Origin of the sequence: Streptomyces sp. NPDC091279 (genome assembly GCF_044757465.1) — a bacterium.
Taxonomy (GTDB): domain Bacteria; phylum Actinomycetota; class Actinomycetes; order Streptomycetales; family Streptomycetaceae; genus Streptomyces.
Genome location: NZ_JBIVVA010000001.1, coordinates 808,271 through 831,182 on the forward strand (window position 1 = coordinate 808,271; position 22,912 = coordinate 831,182).

Genomic DNA, 22,912 nt, shown 5'->3' on the forward strand with positions numbered 1-22,912 from the left:
AAGGACCGGATTTCCCCTGGGTTAACTTCCGGCGCAGGGCTTGCGCATACGACCTGTATACAAGAAGTATGCCGGAAGGTCGATGTCTCCGACGCAAGGATGGGAACCATGCACGACACCCCGGAGGACCTCCCGGCGGCCCACGGGCCCCGCCCCGGAGTCCGCCGCGCCTTCGCCGCGAGCCTCACCGGCACGGCCCTGGAGTGGTACGACTTCGCCGTCTACTCGGCCGCCGCGGCCCTGGTCTTCGGCGACCAGTTCTTCCCCTCCGACGACCCCCTCACCGGCACCCTCCTGGCCTTCTCGACCTACGCCGTCGGCTATGTCTCCCGCCCGCTCGGCGGCTTCGTCTTCGGGCGCCTCGGCGATGTGATCGGCCGCAAGAAGGTGCTCATCGCCACGCTGGTCCTGATCGGCGCGGCCACCTTCCTGATCGGCCTGCTGCCCGGCTACGCCACGCTCGGCCCGGCCGCGCCCATCGCCCTGGTCCTGCTCCGCTTCGCGCAGGGCGTCGGCGTCGGCGGCGAGTGGGGCGGCGCCGTGCTGCTGTCCAGCGAGTTCGGCGACCCGCGCCGCCGGGGCTTCTACGCCTCCGCCGCCCAGGTCGGCCCACCCGCGGGCAACCTGCTGGCCAACGGCGTCCTGGCCGCCCTCGGCGCGACGCTCACCGAGGCCCAGTTCGAGTCCTGGGGGTGGCGGGTGGCGTTCCTGCTCTCGGGCGTGCTCGTAGGCTTCGGACTGTGGATTCGGGCCCAGTTGGAGGAGACGCCGGTCTTCAAGGCGATGGAGGCCGAGAAGACCCGGCCCGAGGCGCCCGTGCGCGAGGTGTTCACCACCCAGCCCCGCGCCCTGACCGCCGCGATCCTCAGCCGCGTCGGCCCCGACGTCCTCTACGCCATGTTCACCGTCTTCGTCCTCACCTACGCCACCGGCCACCTGGGCATGTCCCGGGGCTCCGCGCTGGCCGCCGTGCTGATCGGCTCGTCCCTCCAGGTCGTCCTGATCCCGCTGGCCGGTGCCGTCTCCGACCGCGTCGACCGCCGTCTGCTGTACGGCGGCAGCGCGATCGCCGCCGGGGTGTGGCCGTTCGTGTTCTTCCCGATGGTGGCCGGTGGCGGCTGGTGGACGCTGGCCGTCGGGGTGGTCGTCGGCCTCGCCATCCACTCCTTCCTCTACGGCCCGCAGGCCGCGTTCATCGCGGAGCAGTTCTCGCCCCGGCTGCGCTACACGGGCTCCTCGCTCGCCTACACGCTGGCCGGGGTGATCGGCGGCGCCATCGCCCCGCTCCTGTTCACGGCCCTGCTCAGCGCCTACGACAGCTGGCTGCCGCTGGCCGTGTACATCGCCGTGACCGCGGCCGTCACCCTCACCGGCGTCCGGCTGGGCCGGGGCGCGGGCGCCGCCGTCGAGGAGGACGACCGGCTCGCGGCGGCCACCGCGCCGGACCCCGCCCGCACCCCCTGAACCCCGCCACCCCCGAGGAGTGATCCCCTGTGCGCATCGCCCTGAGCCAGCTCACCACCGGCTCCGAACCCGACCAGAACCTCCGGCTCCTCGACGAGTGGACCCGGCGCGCCGCCGACGCGGGCGCCCGCGTGGTCGTCTTCCCCGAGGCGTCCATGGCCTGCTTCGGCACACCGCTGGCCCCGCTCGCCGAGCCCCTCGACGGCCGCTGGGCCGACGGCGTCCGGAAGATCGCTGACGCCACCGGGACCGTCGTCGTCGCGGGCATGTTCACCCCGGCCCCGGGGGGACGCGTCACCAACACGCTGCTGGCCACCGGCCCGGGCGTCGAGGCGTCCTACGACAAGATCCACCTCTACGACGCCTTCGGCTACCGCGAGTCCGCGTCCGTCGAGCCCGGTGCGCGGATCGTCACCGTCGACGTGGACGGCGTCCGCCTCGCCCTCGCCACCTGCTACGACGTCCGGTTCCCCGAGCTGTTCCGGGCCCACGCGGACGCGGGTGCGGTGGCGACCCTGCTCGCCGCGTCCTGGGGCGCCGGGCCCGGCAAGCTCGACCAGTGGGAGCTGCTGGTGCGCGCCCGGGCGCTGGACGCGACAATCTGGGTCGCCGCCGTAGACCAGGCCGAACCGGACGCCGCGACCGGCACCGCCCCCACCGGCATCGGGCACAGCCTCGTCGTCGGCCCCGACGGCACTGTCCGCCACCGCGCCGGAGCCCGACCCGAACTGCTCCTCGCGGACCTGGACCCGGACGAGGTCACCTCGGTCAGGGAACGGACGTCGGTCCTCGCGAACCGGCGCCCGGAGCTGTGGAGTTGACCGGCCGACACCCGAGGTGAACCGCCCCCGGGGCCCGAGGCGACGCCGCCTTCGGCACCCGGGGCGACCGCCCATCGGCAGGCCCACCGTCGTGAGGCGCATCGCCTCGGTGACGCGCCGGACGCGGGCACCGGACCGGCCGGCGTCCGGTTCCGCTATCCCGCGAGCAGCACCTTGAGCGTCGACTGCAAGTGGCTGTCGATCGCCGCGCAGGCCGCCTCGGCGTCGCCCGCCGCGAGGGCGTCCAGGATCGCGCGGTGCTCGTGCAGCACCGCGTCCTGACGGCCCTGCCGGTTGTAGAGGGCGACCACCCCGGTACGGACCTGACGGCTGCGCAGCCCCTCGTAGTGCCGGTCCAGCAGCGCGTTGCCGAGGGCCGACACCAGCGTCGCGTGGAACTGGTGGTCGACGGCGATGAACTCCCGCGCCTGGTCGGGCCCCGTGAGCCCCGCCTGCCGGGCCAGAAGCGTGCGCAGTTCGGCCGTCGGCACCCGGTCACCCGTCACCAACTGCTGCGCCGCGTGCCGCTCCACGATGCCGCGCAGCTCCATCAGCTCGGTGATCTCACGGCCGGTCAGCGGCGTCACCCGGGCGCCCCGCTTGGGCACCAGCTCGACGAGGTCCTCGGCGGCGAGCAGCAGCAGCGCCTCGCGGATCGGGGTGCGGGAGACGCCGATCCGGTCGGCGATCTCCTGCTCGGACAGATACGCCCCCTGCATCGCGGGGTCGGTCAGGACCGTCTCCTTGAGGTACGTGTAGGCCTTCTCCCGACCGGACAGCACCGCAACCCCCTGAGATCGCATACACCTTGTATACGGAAGTTACCACGGGCCCACGCGAGGTGATCCCGACCCGTCCGAGGTGCGGTAATGCGGGAGTAAAGCTTCCTGGTCAAGCTTCTGCGCCGGGTCGTTGTAGGGCGGTTTTCGGACTTTCCGGCGCCACGTGCCCGGACACGGCCCCCCGCCCCTTCCGTCGCCCTATGCTTCTACGCGCCTGTAGAGCTCGCAGGGGCTCAGGGGGCACGACCTCATCTCACGTACGCAAGGGAGTGGACGCCGCGATGGTGTTCAAACGGCTGCTCGGTTCGCTCGGTGTGGGCGGGCCCACGGTGGACACGGTCCTCGACCCGGGGGCCGCCCGGCCGGGCGGCAATCTGTCGGGACGGGTCCACCTGCAAGGCGGCGAAGCCGACTTCGACATCGACCACATCACCCTGGAACTGGTGGCGCGGGTCGAGGCCGAGCACGACGGCGGGGAGCGCGAGGGCGTCGTCGCCTTCGAGCGCTTCACCGTCGGCGGCGGCTTCCGGCTCGCGAAGGGCCAGGACCACACCGTCCCGTTCAGCGTGATGCTGCCCTGGGAGACCCCGATCACCGAGCTGTACGGCCAGCCCCTGGGCATCATCCTCGGGGTCCGCACCGAACTGGCCGTGTCCGGCGCCAAGGACAAGGGCGACCTCGACCAGCTGACCGTGGCCCCGCTGCCCGCCCAGGAAGCGGTCCTGGAAGCCCTCGGCCAACTGGGCTTCGGCTTCAGGTCCGCCGACCTGGAGTACGGCCGCATCGGCGGCACCCACCAGCAACTCCCGTTCTACCAGGAGCTGGAGCTGACGCCGTCACCCCAGTACGCCCACCAGGTCAACGAGATCGAGGTGACCTTCCTCGCCGGGCCGGGCGGCGTCGACGTCGTCCTGGAGGCCGACAAGCGCGGCGGGTTCCGCTCCGCGGGCCACGACGCGCTCAGCCTGCACACCATCGGCCATCACGACGTCCGGGACTGGAACACCGAAGTCGACGGCTGGATCAGCCAGTTGGTCGAACACCGCGCCTCCTACGGCGGCCAGTACGGCGGCCACGCCGGATACGGCCACGACGGCTACCACGGCCACGACAGCCACCACGGCCCGCACCACGAGGAGCCCCGGCGGTCGGGCCCCGGCATGGGCACCGTCGTCGCGGCGGGCGCGGCCGGGCTCGCCGTCGGTGTCGTCGGCGGCATGGTCGCCGCCGAAGTCGTCGACGAGGTCGGTGACTTCTTCGAGGGCGACGACGAGGACTGAGCGGACGCGTGCGGGGCCCGGCCGGTCAACGGCCGCGCCCCGCACGGGTGTTCAGCAGGCCGCCCCGGTCTGGGTGAGCAACCCGAGGCGCCACGGCAGGGAGTTGTAGTCACCGCTCGCGGCGGGGTCGAGCCCCTGGTACAGGTACTGGAGCCCGCACGAGGGGATCGTGAGCGTCTGGTCGTAGCCCGCGCGGATCATCTCGCCGTGACTGACGTCCCTGGTCCAGGAGCCCGCGGGGAAGGCGACGTTGGTCGAGCGGGCGAACGGGCTGCTCTCGGAGGCCGCCAGCGGCGACCACGAACCGCCCAGAGCGGCCGACGTCCAGGACCGGAAGTAGCGCCGGCCGTCCGACCCGATCGCCTCCACCAGCAACAGGTACCGGTCGCTGCCCTGCACCTGGTAGACGTTGCTCGCCTCGAACAGCGCGTACCGGTCGGAGTCCTGGAGCGCGATCACCGTGTCGGTGAACCCGTTCGGGAACTGCGCCACGCTCGTCCGTGAACGGTAGAGGTGGCCGTTGTCGTCGGAGGAGAACAGGTAGCAGGTGGCGTGGTCGCAGATCACCCACATGTCGACCCAGTAACCGCCGCCGATATTCTGCGCGATGACGTCCGGCATCGACGCGTAGAAGCCGCGCGGCGCGCTCCAGCCGTTCGGGTCGGAGAGGTCGCTGTTGGTCGAGTACGAGGCGTTGCCGGTCTGGTAGACGAGGTACCACAGGCGTTGCGGCGCGTAGGAGAACACCTGTGGTGCCGCCCGGTACCCGGTGCCGATGGCGCTGCGGTCCAGATAGTGGTGGGTCGCCGAACCCGCCTGCGACCAGTCGGTGAAGCTCAGGTACACCAGGTTGTAGCCGGACGCGCTCGCGACACTGGCGAACACGTGGTACTTGCCGTTGTAGCGGACGACGGACGGGTCCTTGATACCGGCGATCGCGTGCGTCGCGTCCGGCTTGGGCGCGATCAGCGGACCGCTGGAACTCCACCGGAAGGCCGACGGCAACGCGGCGGCGGACGTGCTCCGGTCGGCGCCCGCCGCGACGCCCCCGGCCTTCGTGGCCGCCGTCGTCGTGCCGCCCATCGTGGTCAGCACTGCGTTGTAGGCGGCCTTCTTGTTCCCCGAGCTGTCGAACAGCAGCGGGTTCTCGCCGCTGCGCCACGAGTCGCTGTCCCGGATGCCCCACACGGTGACGCCGGTGCAACGCGCCACGTTCAGGCAGGCCTTGACCGTGTTCGCGTACGCGGTCGTCGACGCCTACGCGATGTCCAGCTCGGTGATCTGCACGTCTACACCGAGGGCGGCGAAGGCGGCCAGGGTCGTCTGGAAGGACGCGGGCGGGCCGCCGGTGCCGAAGTGCGCCTGGAAGCCGACGCAGTCGATGGGCACGCCACGGGACGTGAAGTCGCGGACCATCGCGTAGACGGCCTGGGTCTTGGCGGCGTTCCAGTCCTCGATGTTGTAGTCGTTGTAGCAGAGCTTGGCCGCCGGGTCGGCGGTGCGGGCGGTGCGGAACGCCGACTCGATGAAGCCGTCGCCCAGCACGTTCTGGAAGACGGAAGCGCGGTGGGTGCCGCTGGAGCCGTCGTTGAAGGCCTCGTTGACCACGTCCCAGGCGTAGATCTTGCCCTTGTAGTGGGCCATCTGCGTGGTGATGTGGTTGTTCAGCACGCTGCGCAGGGTCGTCGCGTCGGTGATCGAGCCGACCCAGCTGGGCAGTTGGGAGTGCCAGACCAGGGTGTGGCCCCGCATCCGGGCGCTGTGCGCGGTGGCATGGCTGACGATCTGGTCGGCGGGCGCGAAGTTGAAGGAGCCCCGGGACGGCTCGGTGGTGTCCCACTTCATCTCGTTCTCGGGCGTCACCATGGTGAACTCGCGGTCCAGGATGCCCGCATAGGTGCCGTCACCGAGCTTGTAGGTGGCGACCGCCGTGCCGAAGTAGCGTCCGGACTGTGCCGCCTGGGCGCCGAGGGTGGTGGCCTGGACGGCGCCGGGGGCCGCCGTCGCGGTGCCGGACAGCGTCAGTACGGCGGCGGCCAGCAGGCCCAGCGCGGAGATGGGGCGTAAGCCGGGACGTCCTCGTGGGTGCATGTCTCTCCTTGGCCGGTCGGGTGCGGGGGGAATGGTCCGTTCGGGGTGCCCGGTGAGCGGTGGGGGGCCGCGGCGCGCTCGCGGACGCCGAAGCACCGGACTGCTGACCTACCTGACCACCGAGATATCGAACGCGCGGCGATCTCTCGGACGCCTCGGATCATAGGAGGACCACAGAGAGCGTCAATACCTCTCGCATCATTCGGTTTTCACTTCGAAATGTTTCGCCCCCGTCACCCGTCGTCGGGACCGCCCGGCGCGCGGGGCGTGGACCGTGGGTGACAGGATCGACGAAGTGTGACGGACGAGGAGGCGGTGGCGTGAGCGTGGAGCCGGAGATCTCTCTGGAACGGGCCCTGGAGGTCGCGACCGGGCTGGCGGACTGGGCGGCGCGGACGATCCGGCGCGCGGGGGCGAGCGCTCCCGTCGACGAGGTGCGGGAGAAGGACGGGCCCGCGGACATCGTCACCGACACCGACGAACTCGTCGAGCGGCACGTCCGCGAGGTGCTCGGCGAGGCCTTCCCGGCCCACGGCATCGTCGGCGAGGAGTACGGCGTCACCGAGGGCGCCGCGAACGCCCCGCACTGGGTGGTCGACCCCGTCGACGGCACCACCAACTTCGCCCACGGCATCGGCTGGTGCTCCTTCTCCCTCGGCCTCGCCGCGCCCGACGGGACACCGCTGGTGGGCGTGGTCGCCGACCCGTGGCGCGGGGAGACGTTCAGCGCGGTACGCGGGGGAGGGGCCCGGCTCAACGGCAGGCCGGTGCGGGCCGCCGCGCACACTAGCCTCACCGGCCATGTCTTCCTCACCGAGTGGGCGGCGCACGCCCATTGGCCCGGCATGGACGCCCTCCTCGCCGAACTCGCCGCACGGCACTGCACGGTACGGGTGATGGGCTCCACGGCCCTGTCGCTGGCCCAGGTCGCCGCGGGGCGGGCGGTGGCTACGGCGATCGGCGAGTTCCACCACGTCGACGGACTCCCCGCGCTGCTGATCGCCACCGAGGCGGGCGCGGTGGCCTTGCCCGAACTCCCCGTCTACGACCAGCCGTTGCTGCTGGCGGCGCCAGGTGTGGCCGCCGAAGCGGCCGAACTGCTGCGCAGGGCCCGGAGTTGACGGGTCGTCACATTCAGCAGGCTGGTGAACGCCCTTTACCGGAACGGTACTTGGGCCCTTCGGCGGCGAGTTCCGGCCAGCGGAACCGGAGCCTGATCAAGGGGTGGCCGGTCCGCCCGCCGCGTCCCTAGGATGACTGCCTGCCGAGCCCTCGACCGAGCTGCCCGGCCTGGGACATGGGGGAGACGATGGAGTCCGGGAAGAAGCTGTCCACCAGGATCGACGCCACGGTGCCGACAGCCGCGCGCATGTACGACCACTACCTGAACGGCAAGGACAACTACGCCGTCGACCGGGCGGCCTGCGCGGAACTGGACAAGGTGGTGCCCAGCACCAGGGCGCTGGCGCTGAACAACCGCCGCTTCCTGCAACGGATCGTCGCCACCCTGGCGGGGGAGTACGGCATCCGGCAGTTCGTCGACCATGGATCGGGCCTGCCCACCCAGAACAACGTCCACCAGCTGGCGCAGGCCGTCGACCCGGACGCGCGCGTGGTGTACGTCGACAACGACCCGATGGTTCTGGTGCACGGCCGCGCCCTCCTGGAGCAGAACGACCGCACCGCCGTCATCCAGGCCGACCTGCGCGACACCGAGGGCATCTTCACCCACCCCGACACCGAGCGCCTGATCGACTTCACGCGACCGGTGGCCGTGCTCTTCAACTCGGTGTTCCACTGCATACCGGACAGCGACACCGACGGCCCGCCCGCCGTCGTCCGCCGGGTCCGCGAACGGCTCGCCCCCGGCAGCTGTCTGGTCATGTGCCAACTGGTCAGCGACGACGAGAAGGTCCGGGACTTCGTCACCGGCTTCATGGGCGAGGTGACCCACGGGAACTGGGGGCGCGTGCGCGAGGAGAAGGACGTCGCCGAGTGGTTCGAGGGCCTGGACGTGCTGGCTCCCGGTCTGGTCGAGGTCTCCACCTGGCGCCCCGACAACGAGGTGGCGCCCCGCCAACTCACCCAGGAATGGATCGAGTTCGGGGGAGTGGCCCGACTCCGCTAGCGCAGGGTCGCCTCACGTCGCCGGGTAGCGCCGGGCGAGGGTCTCGCGGATCAGGGCCAGCGAGGCACGCGGGTCGAGCGCCTCGTCGGCCAGCCGGTCGAGTGTCACCCGGTACTCCTCCGTCTCGTCCCGGTCCTCCAGGAACGTGGCGCTCCTGATGTGCTCCAGATAGACGATGTCCGGCAGATCGAGACCGCCGAAGCGCAGATACGTGACCGGAATCGCCGGAGCGGACGCGTTCGTCACGTCCAGCGGGACGATCTGCACGGTGACATGCGCGAGCCCGGCCAGCGTCACCAGGTGCGCGAGCTGCTCACGCATCACCTCACGGCTGCCCAGGACGCGCAGCAGCACCGACTCGTCGATGATCGCCCAGATCTGCGGGGCGTCCCCGCGCCGCAGCAACGCGCTTCGCCCGACCCGCAGTTCGACCCGCCGCTCCACCTCGCGCGACGTCGCCGTCGGCAGCCCGCGCTCCACCACCGCACGCGTGTAGGCCGGGGTCTGGAGCAGGCCGGGAACGTACTGGATCTCGAAGGTACGGATGGCCACGGCGGCTTCCTGAAGACCCACCAGCCGGTCGAACCACTCCGGCAGCAGCCGCTTGTCGTACCGCTGCCACCAGCCCGGCTCCCCGGCCCGCCGCAACAGCTCCAGCAGCACCGAGACCTCGTACTCCTCCGTGCCGTAACACGTCAGGAGGGAACGGACATCGGCCTCCGTGGGCGGGCGGCGCCCCTTGCCCGCCTCGATCCGCGACAGCTTCGCCGGGCTGAACCCGACGGTACGGGCCGCCTGTTCCTGAGCCAGCCCGGCATCCTCGCGGATACCCGCCAACTGCACCCCGACCAGCATCTTCAGTAACGTCGGGGCGGGTTCGGCGCGTCGCAGATACGGTTCGAGACGGGAGACGCGCGGTGACTCGGAGGACATCGTGGCTCCTGGTAGGCAGGTGGCGACAGGACGTATTATCGCACCGGCCCACCGGATGTCGTACGGGGCCGAACAGGCCCACCGCGGCGGAACCCCCTGGCCCCGCCGGAGTGGAGCCGCCGATTCCGCCACAGCGCAGCCAACGTCGGTTCGTGCGAGGTGGTCTCACACGAGGTGGTCGAACTCGCCCTCCTTCGCCCCGGCGAGGAACGCGGCCACCTCGGCCGGCGTGTACACCAGCGCGGGCCCGTGCGGATCACGGGAGTTGCGCACCGCGACGCCGCCCTCGGGGAGCGCCGCCACCTCGACACAGTTGCCCTCGGCGTTGCTGTGGCGGCTCTTGATCCAGCGGACGTCCAGTGAGCTGGCCGGCACGCCGTTCGGAACTGATGACATCGCCTTCTCCTCGCGTGGATCGCGCCCCGCGGGACGGTCCGACGGATCGTTGCCGTTCCGTCGGACCGGCCGCGCGCGGCTCGGGTTCCCGTCCTCGCACGCAATTTCCCGTGAAATTGCACGGAGTCCGCTCTAGAGGTGGATACTAGCTAAGGCGTCAACCTCCTTACTGGCGCCCGGTTTTGACACCCTTTCAGGGAGGCTCCGTGGCGTTACTGACGCACCCGGCACCATGGCCAGGCCCGCTCCCGGCAGCGCACGTCATACCCTCCGCACTCCCGCCGCACCACGCGCCCAGGACAGCGACCCTGTTCCTGCCCGCCGCGCCCCGCGCCTGCGCCGAGGCCCGCCGCCTCACCGAACGCACGCTGGCCGCCTGGGAGTTGGCCCACCTGAGCGACGACGCGCGAGCCGTCGCAGCCGAACTGACCGCCAACGCCGTCCTGCACGGGCGCGCGCACCACCCCGTCGACGCGACCGGGGCCGCGATCCGGCTGAGGCTCGCCCGCCGCCCCGCCCACCTGCTGATCGCCGTCACCGACCAGGGCGCCGACCTGCCCAGGTACCCGCAGCTCACAAGCCCCCTCCAGAGCGCCGGGCGCGGGCTGCACATCGTCGAGGCCCTCGCCGCACACTGGGGCTGGACCAGGGACCGGCCGACCGGCAAGACCGTCTGGGCCCTGCTGCCCACGCGGCCCCACCACTGACAGCGACGGGACGACGAAGGTCCGACGTGTGATGAGTGCCCCCCTGCGGGACAAGACGCCCCCGGCAGCGTTCTGCGACGTCGGGCAGGTGCCCTGGCGTGACATCAGGGACGCCACCGGATGCGCCGCCGCGATCCCGTTCCTGCTCGCCGCCATCGCCTCGGGCGACGACGCCGCCGCGCGGGCCGGCCTCGACCGGCTGCGCCATCGCATCTGCCAGTACGGCTTCGTCGTCGGCCAGGCGACCCCCGTCACCGTCCCCTTCCTCTGGGACCTCGCCCAGCGCCCCCAGGTCACCTGTCGCGCGCAGATCCTGCGTCTGCTGCGGAGCATCGCGGACGCCCGCGAATGGGAGACCGTGGCCGCCGCGTCCCCCAAGGTCCGCCGCCACCACGACGACCACCTCGCCTGGGAGTCCGCGGCCCACCACGCCGTCCACGCCCACGGCGGCGCCATCCCCCGCCTGCTCGCCGAGCGGGACACCGAACTCGTCCGCGCCACCGAGGAGTTGGCCTCCACACTGACCATGTGCCCAGGACGCCGGGCGTACTGACCCCGCTGCGCCCGTGCCCGGGACACCTCAACAGGCCTGCCGGGCAGGGACGTTCGGCCTGGCCTCGGTCAGTGCGTGTACACCTCGGCCTGGTCGATGCTCACGAACGAACCCTGGGGCCGGTCGTCGTGCTCACCGGTCACCCGCACCCGCACCGTGTGCCGACCGGACGGGAGCCGAGGGCTGACGTACTGGAGGGTCTCGCCGGTGCGGATCGCGCCGTAGAGGTCGACGCGCCGCTCGGCACCCCCGTCGACGCTGATCGCCGCGACGCCGTTGCCGGTGTCCCGCACCGACAGCAGCGCGATCCGCGTCCCGGTGAAGGAGAAGGTCGCCGTGGCCCCGGACACGGTGTACGGATTCGACAGCGGGGCGATGTTGAGGCCGTTGTGCTGGTAGGAGTTGATCCCGCTGTAGGCCAGATACAGGTGCCCGTCGTGGGTGAAGACGCTCGGGTCGATGGCGAAGTCCGCGGTGTGGTGGGGCGGAACGAGCGCCGACCTGAAGTGGTACGGGCCCGCCGGGTCGCCGCCCCGCGACTCCAGGACATGGAGACGGTGGTGGTCGTCCACGCCGTCGGACGGACCCTACGGGGAGGAGTGCACATGCGCGGCTCCCTCCCATCGACGCAACGCTGAACGGGACGGCAGGCAAGAGGCCGTCGGGTCTCAATGAGGCTATCGGCAAGGGCCGTTGCCTTCCCCAGCGGGCCGCGCCGCACGGCTTCGATCCCCAGTTCCCCGAACGGCGCCATCCTCGGCCCGCTCGCGCTGCTGCCGCCCGGCGAACGCCCGGCCGAGGGCAACGTCGTTGCCAGTAAGCCGAGTTCGCACCGGCTCGGCCCGGTCGGCGCGCGGTGGGGGCATGCGGCTGGCCCGTGCCGCCGACAGCACGGGCCACCCGATGTCACCCCGGTCGGCGCGAACCGCCCGGGCCCAGGCCACCTTCGTGCGCCGGGGGTTGCAACACCGTTGCACCGCACGGACGTTCCAGAGGGGGAGCAGGCGAGAGCCGGACCTCGCCTCCCGCGTCCGCTCACCCCTGGGGTCCGTTCGCGCGGGTCAGGACACGTACGCGTCCGGAGGTTCCTGTTCACGGGGGGACGACTTCAGCAGACCGGCCAGCGCCGAACGGCGGCGGACGTCGAGTTTGCGGTAGACGCGGGTCAGATGCTGCTCCACCGTGCTCACCGTGATGTACAGCTCCGTCGCGATCTGACGGTTCGAATTGCCCTCCGCGGCCAACGACGCCACCCGCCACTCCGCCTCCGACAGCCGGGCCGCCGGAGACGTCCGGGTCGGCCGGGAGACCGGCTCGCTCTCCACCCGCCGCAACTGCCCGGGCAACGGCGACGACGCGGACGGCGCCTGGAGGAACCGATCCGGCACACCGCACTCCCGGGCCAGATCCACCGCCTCGTTGCGCCGCGCACGGGCCTCGACGGTACGCCCCTCCGTCAGATCGACCTGGCTGAGCCGCCCCAGGATGTGGGCCAGCGTCAGACGGCTGCCGGTGGGACGCAGCGCCAGTTCCGCCTGCTGGAGGAGGTCCCGGCGCTCCTCCGGGGCGCCCGTCACGGCGAGGATCGCCAGCGCCCGCCCCCGGGCCTCGCTCGGCCCGTCGCCCAGCGCCGCCAGTTCCGCGGTGGCCATCCGGCGTGCCTCGCCCGGCGCGTCCAGGGCCAGATACGCCTCCGCGGCCCAGCTGCGCCAGCCGAGCAGATCGAACGCCTCGCCGTAGAGCGGGGCGCCGGTGGGGACGGCGGAGGTGAACGCCTCCAGCGCCGCGTGGGCGTGATCGGTGCTCAACAGGTAACGGCCGAAGGCCATCTGGTAGAGGGAGCCGAAGACGGAGTCCTGCATCGACATGGGCACCGGACGCTTCAGCAGAGCGACCGCCTTGTCCTGCTCGCCCAGGATCGTGTACACGTTGATCGCCACCGACAGCGGCAGCCCGATGGCGATGCCCCAGCCGTGGTCGGGGAGCATCTCCAACGCCGCCTCGGCACGTTCGAGCGCGCCCCGCAGGTCTCCGAGACACCACCGGATGTGTGCGTGCAGCCCGGTCAGGTAGGCGCGTCCGGCGTGCAGCCCGTCGAGCGGGAGCCGGCCCAGCAGTTCGGCGCAGTACTGGTCCGAGCGCAGGGTGTCGCCGTGCATCACCATCACGTGCACCGACAGCGCGGCGTGCATCCAGTACGGGCGCCCGTGCAGGCCGTCGGTGCGCGGCAGGACGAACCCCGGGCTGCCCAACGGCAGGGCGACGGTGCTGGGCCGGATGGTGCTCAGCTCCGTGCTGACGGCCCGCAACGACTCCATGGAGTCGGCGAGAGCCGGCGCGACGACGCCGTCGTCCTTCGGGTGGGATCGCTCCCGCACGGCCGGGGCGTCGAGCAGCGCCGGGCGCAGGATGGCCACCAGCTTCCGGAAGTCCTGCGTCGGCTTCTCGGGGTGCGAGTGGCCGGGGCCGCAGATCTGGGCGAGGCGGGCGAGGATGTCCTCGGCCGGTCCGTCCCAGCTGAACCAGAGGCACCACACGGCCAGCAGCCGCAGATCCTCGCAGCTGCGCGGTCGCAGATCCAGGACGTCGAGCAGCTTGCGCACCTCGGGTTCCGCGGCGGCCGGGTTGACCCCCCACAGGGCACGGATCAGTTCGACCGTGGCGCTGTCGCGGTGCCGGACGTCGAGGGCGGTGCGCTCCGCCTGGCGCAGACACGTGAGCGCCTCGTCCACCTGACCGGTGCTGATCAGATGGTGCGAGGCGTGGAACAGCACGCGTGCCTGTGCCGCGTCCGGAGCGGTGTCGGAGGCGACCAGGAAGCGGGCGATGACCGGCGCGGGCGCGCCTTCCGCGAAGAGGAGTTCGGCGGCCCGGCCGTGCAGCCGTTGCAGCAGGAACGGGTCCATGCCCTGGAGCACGAAGTCGGCCGTCGCGGGGCAGCGGAAGCGGCTGTCCTTCAACAGACCGGCGCGCTCCAGGTCGTCGTGGTGCAGCCGCGTCGTCTCCGGGCAACCGGCCCGCAGTCGGGCCACCCGGGCGACCGTCGCATGCTCCCCGAGCACCGCCACAGCCTGGATGTACTCCGCGAGATGCGGGTGGCGCAGCAGCGTGGTGAGGTACGCGTTGCGGAAGGCGTCGCCCATCGGGAGGCTCAGGCCGTCCGCGCCGGGACCCACCTGGGTCAGGTCACGTGTCAACGCGTCGACCAGCGCGGGGTTGCCGCCGCTGAGGCGGTACACCTGGTCGGTCACCCGGCCGGCGACGGTCCTGCCGAGCGCCGTCGCGAGCGTCTCCTCGACCTCGGCCTGGCGCAGAATTCCGGTCTCGATCAACTCGGCGTCCAGCGCCATGAATTCGAGCGGGTCCACGCGGATGTCGGGAAAAGTCCTCGGGTAGGCGAGGGCGAGGGTGATGGCGTGACCACGGGCATGCCGGGCCAGCGAGAGAAGGCAGACGTGTGACGCCGGGTCCATGTGGTGCGCGTCGTCGACCGCGAAGTACAGGGGGGCGCGGGCGGCGGCGGAGATCAGCTCGGCGACGAGCGCCCGCAGCGGCCCGGCGGGCACCTTGTCCAGCTTTCCGCTGGTCGTCACGCTGTTCATGAAGCGCAGGAGGGACGACTGTACGTCGTCGGGAATTCCAGGGCTGTGGGCGAGTTGGGACAGTGTGGCAAACCGAATCTGTTGCTCGACCCTGAATCCGGTGGCAGCCACGCAGATGGCGCCCGAATTAGCGGCCCGGCGCTTATGCTCCGATAAGATGTGGGTTTTTCCAGTTCCCGGTCCACCTTGAACCAAAAGGACACTCATCGCGCCGTCCTATCCACATGCTGACGGAGTGCATTTGTTTCTTGAATTCATCGACGCACGGTAGTCACCGTGCGTCGATGATCAAGTGTATCCTATGTATCCCGAAGGTGGAACGGGTCGTGTTTCGATCCCGTCAATGCCCCTTCGATGGTGATCCTTTTCATTCCTCGATTCGTCCGGTGCTGGCGCTCGGCAGTGTCGGTGCCACCTCCCGGCAGGCATTACTTGACTGCGGCCACCATGTATTCCGGCGCTCGGGGTTACTGACAGAAACCTGTGGGAAACCTGCCTCATCCTGGAAGAACTCGCCGGGCGCGTACGCGGTCCGCCGTGAGGGTCGGCGGGGCGGTCGGGTGAGGTGGACCGGGCGGTCGGGCGGGGGTGGCTCGGGCCGTGGGGTGAGGGTGCTCGGGCCGTGGGGCGGGGGCGACTCGGGCCGACGGGCGGGGGGTGACTCGGGCGGTCGGGCGAGGGTGAACCGTGTCGTCGGGCGAGGGTGAACCGTGTCGTCGGGCGAGGGTGAACCGTGCGGCTTCCGTGCTGGTGAGGCTTCCGTTCGAGGTGGTCGGCGTGGTGAGTTCGGCGTTCACCCCGCCTCGGCCACCCCGCCTCGGCGTCCACCCGGCTACCTCTCGGGCACGCCCTGCCGGAACTGCCGCCCCGCCGCCGACCACACCCATCGGCGCCGGTCGGGTTTCTCGAAACGGGTGACGCACTTCTCATCGACCGTCTCGACATCGGCGCCCCGACGTCCAGGAGTAGCGCGTGCGGCGCCTCGACGGAACAACGGCACGGGCTGCCGTCCGGGACCGTGTGGTGGGACGCGGCCGTCCCGTAGGGGGCGCTCGCTGTGACGGTGGCGGCTTCCGCTTGGGGCGCCCGCACCTCGCGGGGACACCCTCAATCGGCTGTCGGGGGGCGGCAGTTCCAGGTAGGGGGAGGGCGGCTGTCGGGGGGTGCGGGAGGAAGGCCTGGCGGGGATGGGGGAACAAGTACGGGCAGATCCCGGTGAGTACGGCGTCCAGGGGCCTCTCCTCGATACCGGTCGCGGTCTCGGGGGCTGATTCTGTGTCGCCCTGGATTGTTCGGGTCTGCGTGAGGTTGTGTCGGTTGATTGCCTTCCGTGCCCGGGTCACCAGGCCGGTCGCGATCTCGGTGAGTGCGGGGTCCGGGGGCCTGTGCGTTATGCCGGTCGCGGCTTCGGGGGGCGACTCCGTGTCGTCCTGGACCATTCGGGCCTGTGCCAGGTCGTGCTGGTTGACTGCCTCCCGTGCCCGGGTTGGCCAGGCTGGCCGCGATCCCGGTGATCCCGGCGATCCCGGTGTTCGGGGACCTGTGCCCGACGCCGGTCAAGGCCTCGGGGGTCGATTCCGTGTCGCCCCGCACCATCTGGGCCTGTGCCAGGCCGTGCCGGTCGATCGTCTCCCGTGCCCGGGTCACCAGGCTGGCCGACAGGTCGACGCCGGTGGCCTGGCCGTTGGGGCCCACCGCCCGGGCGGCTGGCACCAGGGCAGCGCCGGGGCCGCAGCCCACGTCCAGAACGCCCTGGACCGCGTCGAGGTGGGTGTGGGCGAGCAGTCGGCGCCCGAGGTCGGCGATGTGCTCCATGCCCACGCGGTCGTGGTGCGGCGCGCTTTGGGCGAAGAGCCCAGTGAGGGCCTGCTTCCCGTCCGGGGCGCCGGTGTGGGTGGGGGTGCCGATGCTGCTCGCGCCCGCGAGCCCGTCGGTCGTTGCGCCTGTCACGTTTCCCTTTTCTCGCCCCTGCTGTTCCCGGTCGGCGCCGGCTGGTGGCCGTCCGTCGGCCGCTGACGCGTGGGCGGTCCCGGCCACGGCCACCGACCGCCGCCCGCCGTCCGTCGTCCCGCCGGTCACCCGGCCGCCAGCGGCGCCCGGCCCTGGCCCACCGCCCCGCAGAAGTCCGCCAGCTGGTCGTGGTGCGGCTGGTGGAGCAGGCCACCCCGGTTCCGGGCGGTGTCGCGGACCAGGGCTGCGGCATGGTCGGCCGACTGGTCGCCAGCCCCGAATGCCCCGTAGGGGGCCGCCTGTTCGCCCTCCTCGGCCAGATGGGCCAGGCCAGCTCTCTCGTCGACGATGCCGAGCGCGCTGCCGTCGCCGTGCACCGCAGGGCGGGGCGTGCGCCTCGGATGGGCGGCGGTGGTGGTGGCCGGCAGGGTGCCAGGCGCCGTTGGCGAAGTGCAGGGACGCGGTCGCCGCCTCCTCCACCTCGATGCCGGGGCGGGGCCGGATACGCGGTGCGTCTCCGCCGCCGGTCTCGTCAGCCACTGAACCAGGTCCACGGGGTGGTTCGCCGGGTTCGTCAGGGCGCCGTCGTCGTCCACGGCCCGGGTGCCGTGTCAGGTCCCGGAGGCGTGGTGTGCGGGACCGCGCCACCGGGCCAGTTCGGCCAACATGGAGGTGAGCTGGCCCGCCGCCACCGCTTTGTGGGCGAACCGGGCGGCCGGGTCGAACTGGTGCTGGGAGACCACTCCCAGGGTCCGGCCCGCCGCCCAGGCCACGGCGATCAGCTCGTCCGCGGCTCTCGGGTGTCAGCTCGGTGGGCTTCTCCACAAGGACGTGCCCGCCCACGCGCAGCGCTGTCGATGCCGACTCGGCGTACCTTCCGCTCGGCGTGCACACCACGATGCCGTCCATGTCGGGCCGCGTCAGCAGCCCCGGCACGTCGAGCGCGTCGCCTCTCCCCACGTCGGCCGCCGTCGCCGTCGCTGACGTCAGCGCCTTCGCCGGGCTGGCGACGACCCGCCCCCTGCGAGGGCGACGACGGAACGGCCTCGGGGGTCTCGTCGGCCAGCGACGACAGCCGGGCCGCGTAGGCGACCTCGGTCTCGGTGACCGCGACCAGCCGCGCCCGCCCGGTCGGTTCGAGCCGTCCCGGGTGGGCAGCCGGGCCAGGAAGCAGCCGCTCGACCCGGCCCCGACTATCGCGAACCTCAGCACGCGCACCTCACCAGGCCACAGCCAAGGCGTTGCCCGGTTGGTCGGGCAGCGAGGTCGGATGGCGCTCCTGGCCATCCAGGTGGGCCGGATTCCGCTCCCCTTACCTACGCGTGGGCTCCCGCACCTCCGCCCAGGTGGCGGGCGTGGCAACGCCGTTGATGTTGGCGGCGAGTTGGCCGAACAGCGGGGTGCCGGGCGCGGAAACAGCTGGTTGACGGCGAATCAGCCGGGCAACTCGCTCGCCCGGTCGACGAGCCGACCTTCCCAGCACGCCGCGCCGTCGGAGAGCCCGATCAGCACAAACGTGAAGGGCGTGCTGCCCGCCTCCTTGACCTTGAGGAGAACGTCCTTGATCTGCTGCTCGGTGACCCGTTCGTGCACACCCATGCCGGCCACCGACAACGACTCGGCGCCCAGCCACACGCCCCGGCAGCCCGCCTCGGCCCACTGCCGGACGTCGGTCTTCAGGACGACCTCCACGCGGGTCCGCCCCACCCAGGTGACGTTGCGGCCCTTGAGGCGGCCGCGGATCTGCGAGGAGAACCCCTTGTCGATGCCGGAGACTTGGTCCAGGAAGAACGAAGACCTGGGACGTCAGCCCAGCGGCGTACTGGAGGTCGATCTCCGCGATCACCGGGCCGACCGACTGCGTCCGCATCCGGGTGACGAACGGCAGGGGCAGAACGTGCACCAGTAGGTGCAGCCGCGCGAGGCCAGTACGTCCCGCAGAGGCTGGGATGCGGCGGCCTGTCGACCATCGCCTCGGCCATGTACCGCTCCAGCGGCACCAAGTCGTAGGTCGAGACCTCCCACTCGTCCAGGTCGAGGTTCGGGTACGGCTTCGGCCGTCGTGGCCGTCGTGGCCGACGGTCAGGCCGATGGCGCCGGGCTCGGGCAGGTCGGCGCGGCGTACCGGGGCGGTGGCCCCGGCGGCGAGAGTTCGGAGGCCCTGCACGGTCGCCGAGTCGGCCTCGCCCACCGAGACGTGGTCCACGGCCAGTCCGAGCAGGGCGGGCCCCGGGTAACTGGGCGCCGTGCGGTCCGACGGCCATGACGCGGACGGCGGGGGAGCGGAGCCGGGCCCGGTCGGCGTCGGCGCGGACCGGGCCGCCGTCCAGCCGGTGGCCATGGGCGCGGCGGCGATGGCCGTCGAGAGTGTGATCAGGTCGGGCGTCACGGGGGCCGGGGCGAGTCCAGCAACGCTGGTCCCACGCGGACACCCTGGTGACCTTCGGCAAGGAACCGGCCGACGGCGGCGGTGAAGTCGAGCGGTACTGAAGTAAGAAATGGTCAGTGGGGTGACCAGGCAGCTGAGCGTGGGGCTGGACGTTGCGGACGTACAGTCCGAGGCTGCTCGCAGGCTCGCAGGGGCGTGGTCCGTGCTCGACGGCCACACAGACGTACGTCGGTGAGCCCGGCGTGCTGCCGGGCCGGAACTGGCGGAGCGCTGACGGCGTCGGCCGCCTCCGGCAGGGGGCTGATGCGGGTCATGCCGCGTAGGTTCAGATCGGGTGGGCCGACGGGGAGAGCGCCGTCAGCACCGGCCAGCGTGGGGCGTTGTCCAATAGGGGGGCGTGGGTGAGATGGGTGTTCGCGTGCCGTGCCGGGACCGGCGGAGTGCTGACGGCGTCGGCCGCCTTCGCCAGGGGGCTGATGTGGGTCATGCCGGGCAGCTCCAGATCGGGTGGGCCGACGGGGGGAGAGCGCCGGCGTCACCGATCAGCGCGGGGCGTTGCCCAACGGGGAGTCGTGGATGAGGTGTCCGCGTGCCGTGCCGTGCCGTGCCGTGCCGTGCCGTCCCGGGCCCGGCCAGCCGATGCGTGTCACACGGGAGCCGGGTGCCCTGCGGGAGGGGCACCGGATCGAGGGCCAGGCCGCCCGGAAGGGCCCGGCGAGGATCTCGACGCACCGCTGAACGGCTCACGCCGACGCCCACGGGCAGGTCGGACCAGGCGGGCACCCTCACCTGGCCAGGAGGGTCGGCACCGGCCACCGTGGAGTACAGCTCGACGTCGACGCCGTGCACCACGGCCTGTTCGCGCGCGGCGGTATTGGTCAGCTCGGAGTCCAGGGCGACCCGCAGCAGGTCGGCGCGCGGCCGGGCGCTCATGAAGCTGTCGCAGGACGGCTGGGGCAGGGCGCCCCGCAGCACGCCGGGCTTGTTGCAGCCACTCGTGGCCGAACACGCCGTAGCCACGGTCAACGAACCGGCTGGCGGTGATGTCGTCCCGCCGGTCCTTGCCGCACCCGACCCGGACCGCGCGGACTGGGCACTCGGACGCCAACTTGCTCAGCAGCGACCGCAGCACAACCGTCGCCGTGGAGCGCCGGTACCGGCCCATCACGACCAGTCGCGCCCTGGGGTGGGCGTCGGCAGAGGGGTGACCGCGAGGACGTCACGGGTCCTGCACAGGGGGTTCTCCATCAAGAGCCGGGCGGCAGGACCGACGGTCGGCACCTTGGCGGCGGCGTCCAGGTGGGCTGCGGCCGCGCACACCGACCAGACGTCCACGGGCCCTTCCTTCGTGGCCGCCTCGATCCGCTCATAGACCGGGGTGGCGCCGGTCGTGGTGGCGGGCAGGGGCGACGACGTTGAGCGCGAAGCCCAGGTCGCTGAGGAGTTTCTTGTGCGGCTCGACGCCCGCGCCGTGCCTGACGACGCCGAGGTGCGTGTCGGCGGGATGGGCCGTTACAGGGTTGCTGTCGCGGTGTGTTCCGGCAGGTCGGCGTGGGGGTGAGGGATGCCGGAGGCGAGGTGATTCTTGTAGTGGGCGCCGACAGGCTCGCGTCTTGCTGGGCGGGAGAAGTCCAGGTCGCCGGGGAGCTTCTCGTGCGGCTCGCCGGCCGCGTCATGCCCGATGACGGAGATGTGCGGACGGGTGGGGTGGGCCGTCAGCGGGCCGCCGTCGCGGGGTGTCCCGGCAGGTCGGTGCCGGGGCGGCGGGTGCCGGAGGCGAGGTGCGCCTCGTGGTGGGCGGTGAACAGGCTCGCGTCTCGCTGGGCGTGAAGCCCAGGTTGCCGAGGAGCTTCTCGTGCGGCTCGACGCCCGCGCCGTGGCTGATAACGGCGAGGTGCGGATCGATGGGGTGTGCTGTCACGGGGTCGCTGTCGCGGTGTGTTCCGGCAGGTCGGTGTGGGGGCGGCGGGTGCCGGAGGCGAGGTGATTCTTGTAGTGGGCGCCGACAGGCTCGCGTCTTGCTGGGCGGGAGAAGTCCAGGTCACCGAGGAGCTCCTCGTGTGGCCCGCCAGCCGAGCCATGCCCGATGACGGAGATGTGCGGACGGGTGGGGTGGGCCGTCAGCGGGCCGCCGTCGCGGGGTGTCCCGGCAAGTCGGTGCCGGGGCGGCGGGTGCCGGAGGCGAGATGCGCCTCGTAGCGCGCGGCGAACAGGCTCGTGTCTGGCTGGGCGCGAAGCCCAGGTCACCGAGGAGCTTCTCGTGTGGCCCGCCAGCCGAGCCATGCCCGATGACGGCGAGGTGCGGACGGGTGAGGTGGGCCGTCACCGTGCCGCCGATGCGGCGTGTTCCCGCACGTCGGCGCCGGGGCGGCGGGTGCCGCAGGGGAGGCGCTCCTTGTAGTTGGCGGCGAAACAGGCTCGCGTCTAGCTGAGCACGAAGCCCAGATCGCCGAATAACCCCTCGTGCAGCCCGCCGACCGCGCCGTGCCCGACGACGATGACGGCGACGCACGGACCGGCGGGACGGGCCCTCACCGTGCCGCCGTCGCGACGTGGCCCCGCAAGTCGGTGCCGGGGCAATGGGGCGACGGGTGCCGGAGGCGAGGCGCTCCTCGAAGCGCGCGCCGAACAGCTCCGCGTCCGACATCGCCTCCTCGACCGGCGCCACGTGCGGCCCGACGCTCAGCTCGGCAGCCTCGCGGCACAACTGGCGGGCGGCGATCAGGGCGCCCACCCGGTAGGCGTCGTAACCGCGATCGACGATGCCCTCGCACGCAAAGGGCTCCAGGGAACGCCCCTAGCCCAGGAGGGTCGCGCTGATCCCCACCGGCAGCGTGCAGCAGACGCCGACGGAGGGGACCACCTGGGCCGGCAGCTTCTGCCCTCGCTGAGCAGGCTGAAGTCCCCGATGACGAAGGTGGCGAACCCAGCCAGGTGCACGCCATCCGGCAGCAGCGGCACCTCGTCCTCGGCGAGCGCCAGTTCACCAGTGCTGCCGATGACCAGGAACGGCGCGCGGGCGCCTCGTTGGCGCTTGCGTACGTCCCGTAGCCGCGCCCGGCCGCGGTCGATCGACGCCCACACGTCGGTGTCCACGACCGACACCCGGATGCCCAGCGAGCGCGAACAGTGCGCCCCCTCGCGCCGAGGGCGCCGAATCCGCGCAGCAGGACGAGCCAGCCCACGAACATCTCACCCGGCAAGATGCCCCGCAGCCCGCAGCCCGCAGCCCGCAGCCCGCAGCCCGCAGCCCGCAGCCCGCAGCCCGCAGCCCGCAGCCCGCAGCCCGCAGCCCGCAGCCGGACGCCGGAGTCGGCGATCTCGTCCCCCTCGCGGCCGAGCCTGGTCTTGAGCTGCCGGTCGGCCATCTTCAGCACCGGGACGGAGATCCCGCCCGGCACGCCCGCGATCCGCTTGAGGCCGCTGACGGTCACCCACCCTGCTCGGTGCGATCCCCCTCGGACTGCCGCCGCGATCCCCCTCGGACAGCCCGAAGGCCCACTGCGGGTCGATGTCGGCCCCTCCACGCCGAGCGGGAAGCCGACGCCGTTCTCCACCTGGTGCTCGCGGAAGGCCGATCCGGGCTGCGCGTACCGGTCGAGCACCGGTGTGCCCCGGACGATCGTGTCGCCCGCCGCGTCCGTCCCTGGAACACTGCCCGCGCAACGAGACGGCCTGAACCAGCCGTTCGAAGACGGCGTAGCCGTGCGCGGTCAGCGGACGTGCGACGGGCGGCCGGTGCGGCCGAGGGTGCTCGGCGCCTGGGCGGGCGGCGCCTCGCCGCGCAGCAGTACCGGGGGCCGTCCGGAACGGCGG

19 protein-coding genes and 3 pseudogenes are annotated in these 22,912 nt (G+C 72.0%); 8 read left to right on the forward strand and 14 right to left on the reverse strand.

All coding sequences use genetic code 11. The features are described from left to right. Positions 1 to 108 precede the first annotated feature (108 nt). Both ACIQOU_RS03430 and ACIQOU_RS03435 read left to right on the forward strand, forming a co-directional pair. On the forward strand, positions 109 to 1,464 hold the full coding sequence (locus tag ACIQOU_RS03430) for an MFS transporter (protein ID WP_401533460.1): 1,356 nt from the start codon (positions 109 to 111) through the stop codon (positions 1,462 to 1,464). A gap of 29 nt (positions 1,465 to 1,493) precedes the next feature. Next, positions 1,494 to 2,285: a carbon-nitrogen hydrolase family protein gene (locus ACIQOU_RS03435; protein WP_401533462.1), complete on the forward strand. Its 792-nt coding sequence runs from the start codon at positions 1,494 to 1,496 to the stop codon at positions 2,283 to 2,285. 155 nt (positions 2,286 to 2,440) lie between these two features. Here ACIQOU_RS03435 and ACIQOU_RS03440 read toward each other — a convergent pair whose 3' ends face one another. Beyond that, positions 2,441 to 3,067, reverse strand: coding sequence for a GntR family transcriptional regulator (locus ACIQOU_RS03440; protein WP_401533640.1), 627 nt, complete (start codon positions 3,065 to 3,067; stop codon positions 2,441 to 2,443). Positions 3,068 to 3,348: 281 nt separating this feature from the next. On the opposite strand from ACIQOU_RS03440, the gene ACIQOU_RS03445 reads away from it, so the two are divergent. Then, positions 3,349 to 4,347, forward strand: coding sequence for a sporulation protein (locus tag ACIQOU_RS03445; protein ID WP_401533464.1), 999 nt, complete (start codon positions 3,349 to 3,351; stop codon positions 4,345 to 4,347). A gap of 51 nt (positions 4,348 to 4,398) precedes the next feature. Here the strand turns inward: ACIQOU_RS03445 and ACIQOU_RS03450 are convergent. Then, positions 4,399 to 6,438, reverse strand: a pseudogene (locus ACIQOU_RS03450) (non-reducing end alpha-L-arabinofuranosidase family hydrolase). 320 nt (positions 6,439 to 6,758) lie between these two features. Here ACIQOU_RS03450 and ACIQOU_RS03455 point away from each other — a divergent pair. Then, the gene (locus ACIQOU_RS03455) at positions 6,759 to 7,559 is read left to right on the forward strand and encodes an inositol monophosphatase family protein (RefSeq protein WP_401533466.1); all 801 of its coding nucleotides are present in this window, start codon (positions 6,759 to 6,761) and stop codon (positions 7,557 to 7,559) included. A 188-nt stretch (positions 7,560 to 7,747) separates the two neighbouring features. Next, positions 7,748 to 8,566: an SAM-dependent methyltransferase gene (locus ACIQOU_RS03460; protein ID WP_401533468.1), complete on the forward strand. Its 819-nt coding sequence runs from the start codon at positions 7,748 to 7,750 to the stop codon at positions 8,564 to 8,566. Positions 8,567 to 8,578: 12 nt separating this feature from the next. On the opposite strand, the gene ACIQOU_RS03465 is transcribed toward ACIQOU_RS03460, so the two are convergent. Then, on the reverse strand, positions 8,579 to 9,499 hold the full coding sequence (locus ACIQOU_RS03465) for a helix-turn-helix domain-containing protein (protein WP_401533469.1): 921 nt from the start codon (positions 9,497 to 9,499) through the stop codon (positions 8,579 to 8,581). A gap of 165 nt (positions 9,500 to 9,664) precedes the next feature. Further along, positions 9,665 to 9,895: a DUF397 domain-containing protein gene (locus ACIQOU_RS03470; RefSeq protein ID WP_401533471.1), complete on the reverse strand. Its 231-nt coding sequence runs from the start codon at positions 9,893 to 9,895 to the stop codon at positions 9,665 to 9,667. A 206-nt stretch (positions 9,896 to 10,101) separates the two neighbouring features. Between ACIQOU_RS03470 and ACIQOU_RS03475 the strand changes: the two genes are divergently transcribed. Together ACIQOU_RS03475 and ACIQOU_RS03480 are read left to right on the forward strand one after the other, a co-directional pair. Beyond that, positions 10,102 to 10,602, forward strand: coding sequence for an ATP-binding protein (locus tag ACIQOU_RS03475; protein WP_401533472.1), 501 nt, complete (start codon positions 10,102 to 10,104; stop codon positions 10,600 to 10,602). A gap of 31 nt (positions 10,603 to 10,633) precedes the next feature. Then, entirely contained in the window at positions 10,634 to 11,155 is a 522-nt protein-coding gene (locus ACIQOU_RS03480; RefSeq protein WP_401533474.1) for a hypothetical protein, read from the forward strand. A gap of 68 nt (positions 11,156 to 11,223) precedes the next feature. On the opposite strand, the pseudogene ACIQOU_RS03485 reads toward ACIQOU_RS03480, so the two are convergent. The 7 genes and pseudogenes from ACIQOU_RS03485 to ACIQOU_RS03515 all read right to left on the reverse strand — a co-directional run. Then, positions 11,224 to 11,733, reverse strand: a pseudogene (locus ACIQOU_RS03485) (family 43 glycosylhydrolase); the annotation flags it as partial. 483 nt (positions 11,734 to 12,216) lie between these two features. Continuing rightward, complete coding sequence (locus ACIQOU_RS03490) at positions 12,217 to 14,964, reverse strand: LuxR C-terminal-related transcriptional regulator (protein ID WP_401533475.1); 2,748 nt, start codon at positions 14,962 to 14,964, stop codon at positions 12,217 to 12,219. Positions 14,965 to 15,864: 900 nt separating this feature from the next. Beyond that, positions 15,865 to 16,572, reverse strand: coding sequence for a methyltransferase domain-containing protein (locus tag ACIQOU_RS03495; RefSeq protein ID WP_401533642.1), 708 nt, complete (start codon positions 16,570 to 16,572; stop codon positions 15,865 to 15,867). Between the two features lie 260 nt (positions 16,573 to 16,832). After that, entirely contained in the window at positions 16,833 to 17,084 is a 252-nt protein-coding gene (locus tag ACIQOU_RS03500) for a hypothetical protein (protein WP_401533477.1), read from the reverse strand. Positions 17,085 to 17,318: 234 nt separating this feature from the next. Then, positions 17,319 to 17,480 (reverse strand): hypothetical protein, encoded by a 162-nt coding sequence (locus ACIQOU_RS03505; protein ID WP_401533478.1) that lies wholly within the window; start codon positions 17,478 to 17,480, stop codon positions 17,319 to 17,321. Positions 17,481 to 17,514: 34 nt separating this feature from the next. Beyond that, positions 17,515 to 17,994: pseudogene (locus tag ACIQOU_RS03510) on the reverse strand (Gfo/Idh/MocA family oxidoreductase); the annotation flags it as partial. A 147-nt stretch (positions 17,995 to 18,141) separates the two neighbouring features. After that, on the reverse strand, positions 18,142 to 18,414 hold the full coding sequence (locus ACIQOU_RS03515; protein WP_401533480.1) for a hypothetical protein: 273 nt from the start codon (positions 18,412 to 18,414) through the stop codon (positions 18,142 to 18,144). Positions 18,415 to 18,472: 58 nt separating this feature from the next. Here ACIQOU_RS03515 and ACIQOU_RS03520 point away from each other — a divergent pair, with 58 nt between their 5' ends. Next, the gene (locus tag ACIQOU_RS03520; RefSeq protein ID WP_401533481.1) at positions 18,473 to 18,616 is read left to right on the forward strand and encodes a hypothetical protein; all 144 of its coding nucleotides are present in this window, start codon (positions 18,473 to 18,475) and stop codon (positions 18,614 to 18,616) included. Positions 18,617 to 19,421: 805 nt separating this feature from the next. Here the strand turns inward: ACIQOU_RS03520 and ACIQOU_RS03525 are convergent. The 3 genes from ACIQOU_RS03525 to ACIQOU_RS03535 form a co-directional block, all read right to left on the reverse strand. Beyond that, the gene (locus ACIQOU_RS03525) at positions 19,422 to 19,583 is read right to left on the reverse strand and encodes a hypothetical protein (protein ID WP_401533483.1); all 162 of its coding nucleotides are present in this window, start codon (positions 19,581 to 19,583) and stop codon (positions 19,422 to 19,424) included. Continuing rightward, positions 19,580 to 20,116 (reverse strand): hypothetical protein, encoded by a 537-nt coding sequence (locus tag ACIQOU_RS03530; protein ID WP_401533484.1) that lies wholly within the window; start codon positions 20,114 to 20,116, stop codon positions 19,580 to 19,582. The genes ACIQOU_RS03525 and ACIQOU_RS03530 overlap by 4 nt, the downstream gene beginning before the upstream one ends. Before the next feature lie 144 nt (positions 20,117 to 20,260). Further along, a complete protein-coding gene (locus ACIQOU_RS03535; protein WP_401533485.1) occupies positions 20,261 to 20,431 on the reverse strand; it encodes a hypothetical protein in 171 nt (56 codons plus the stop codon). Positions 20,432 to 22,912: the final 2,481 nt, after the last annotated feature.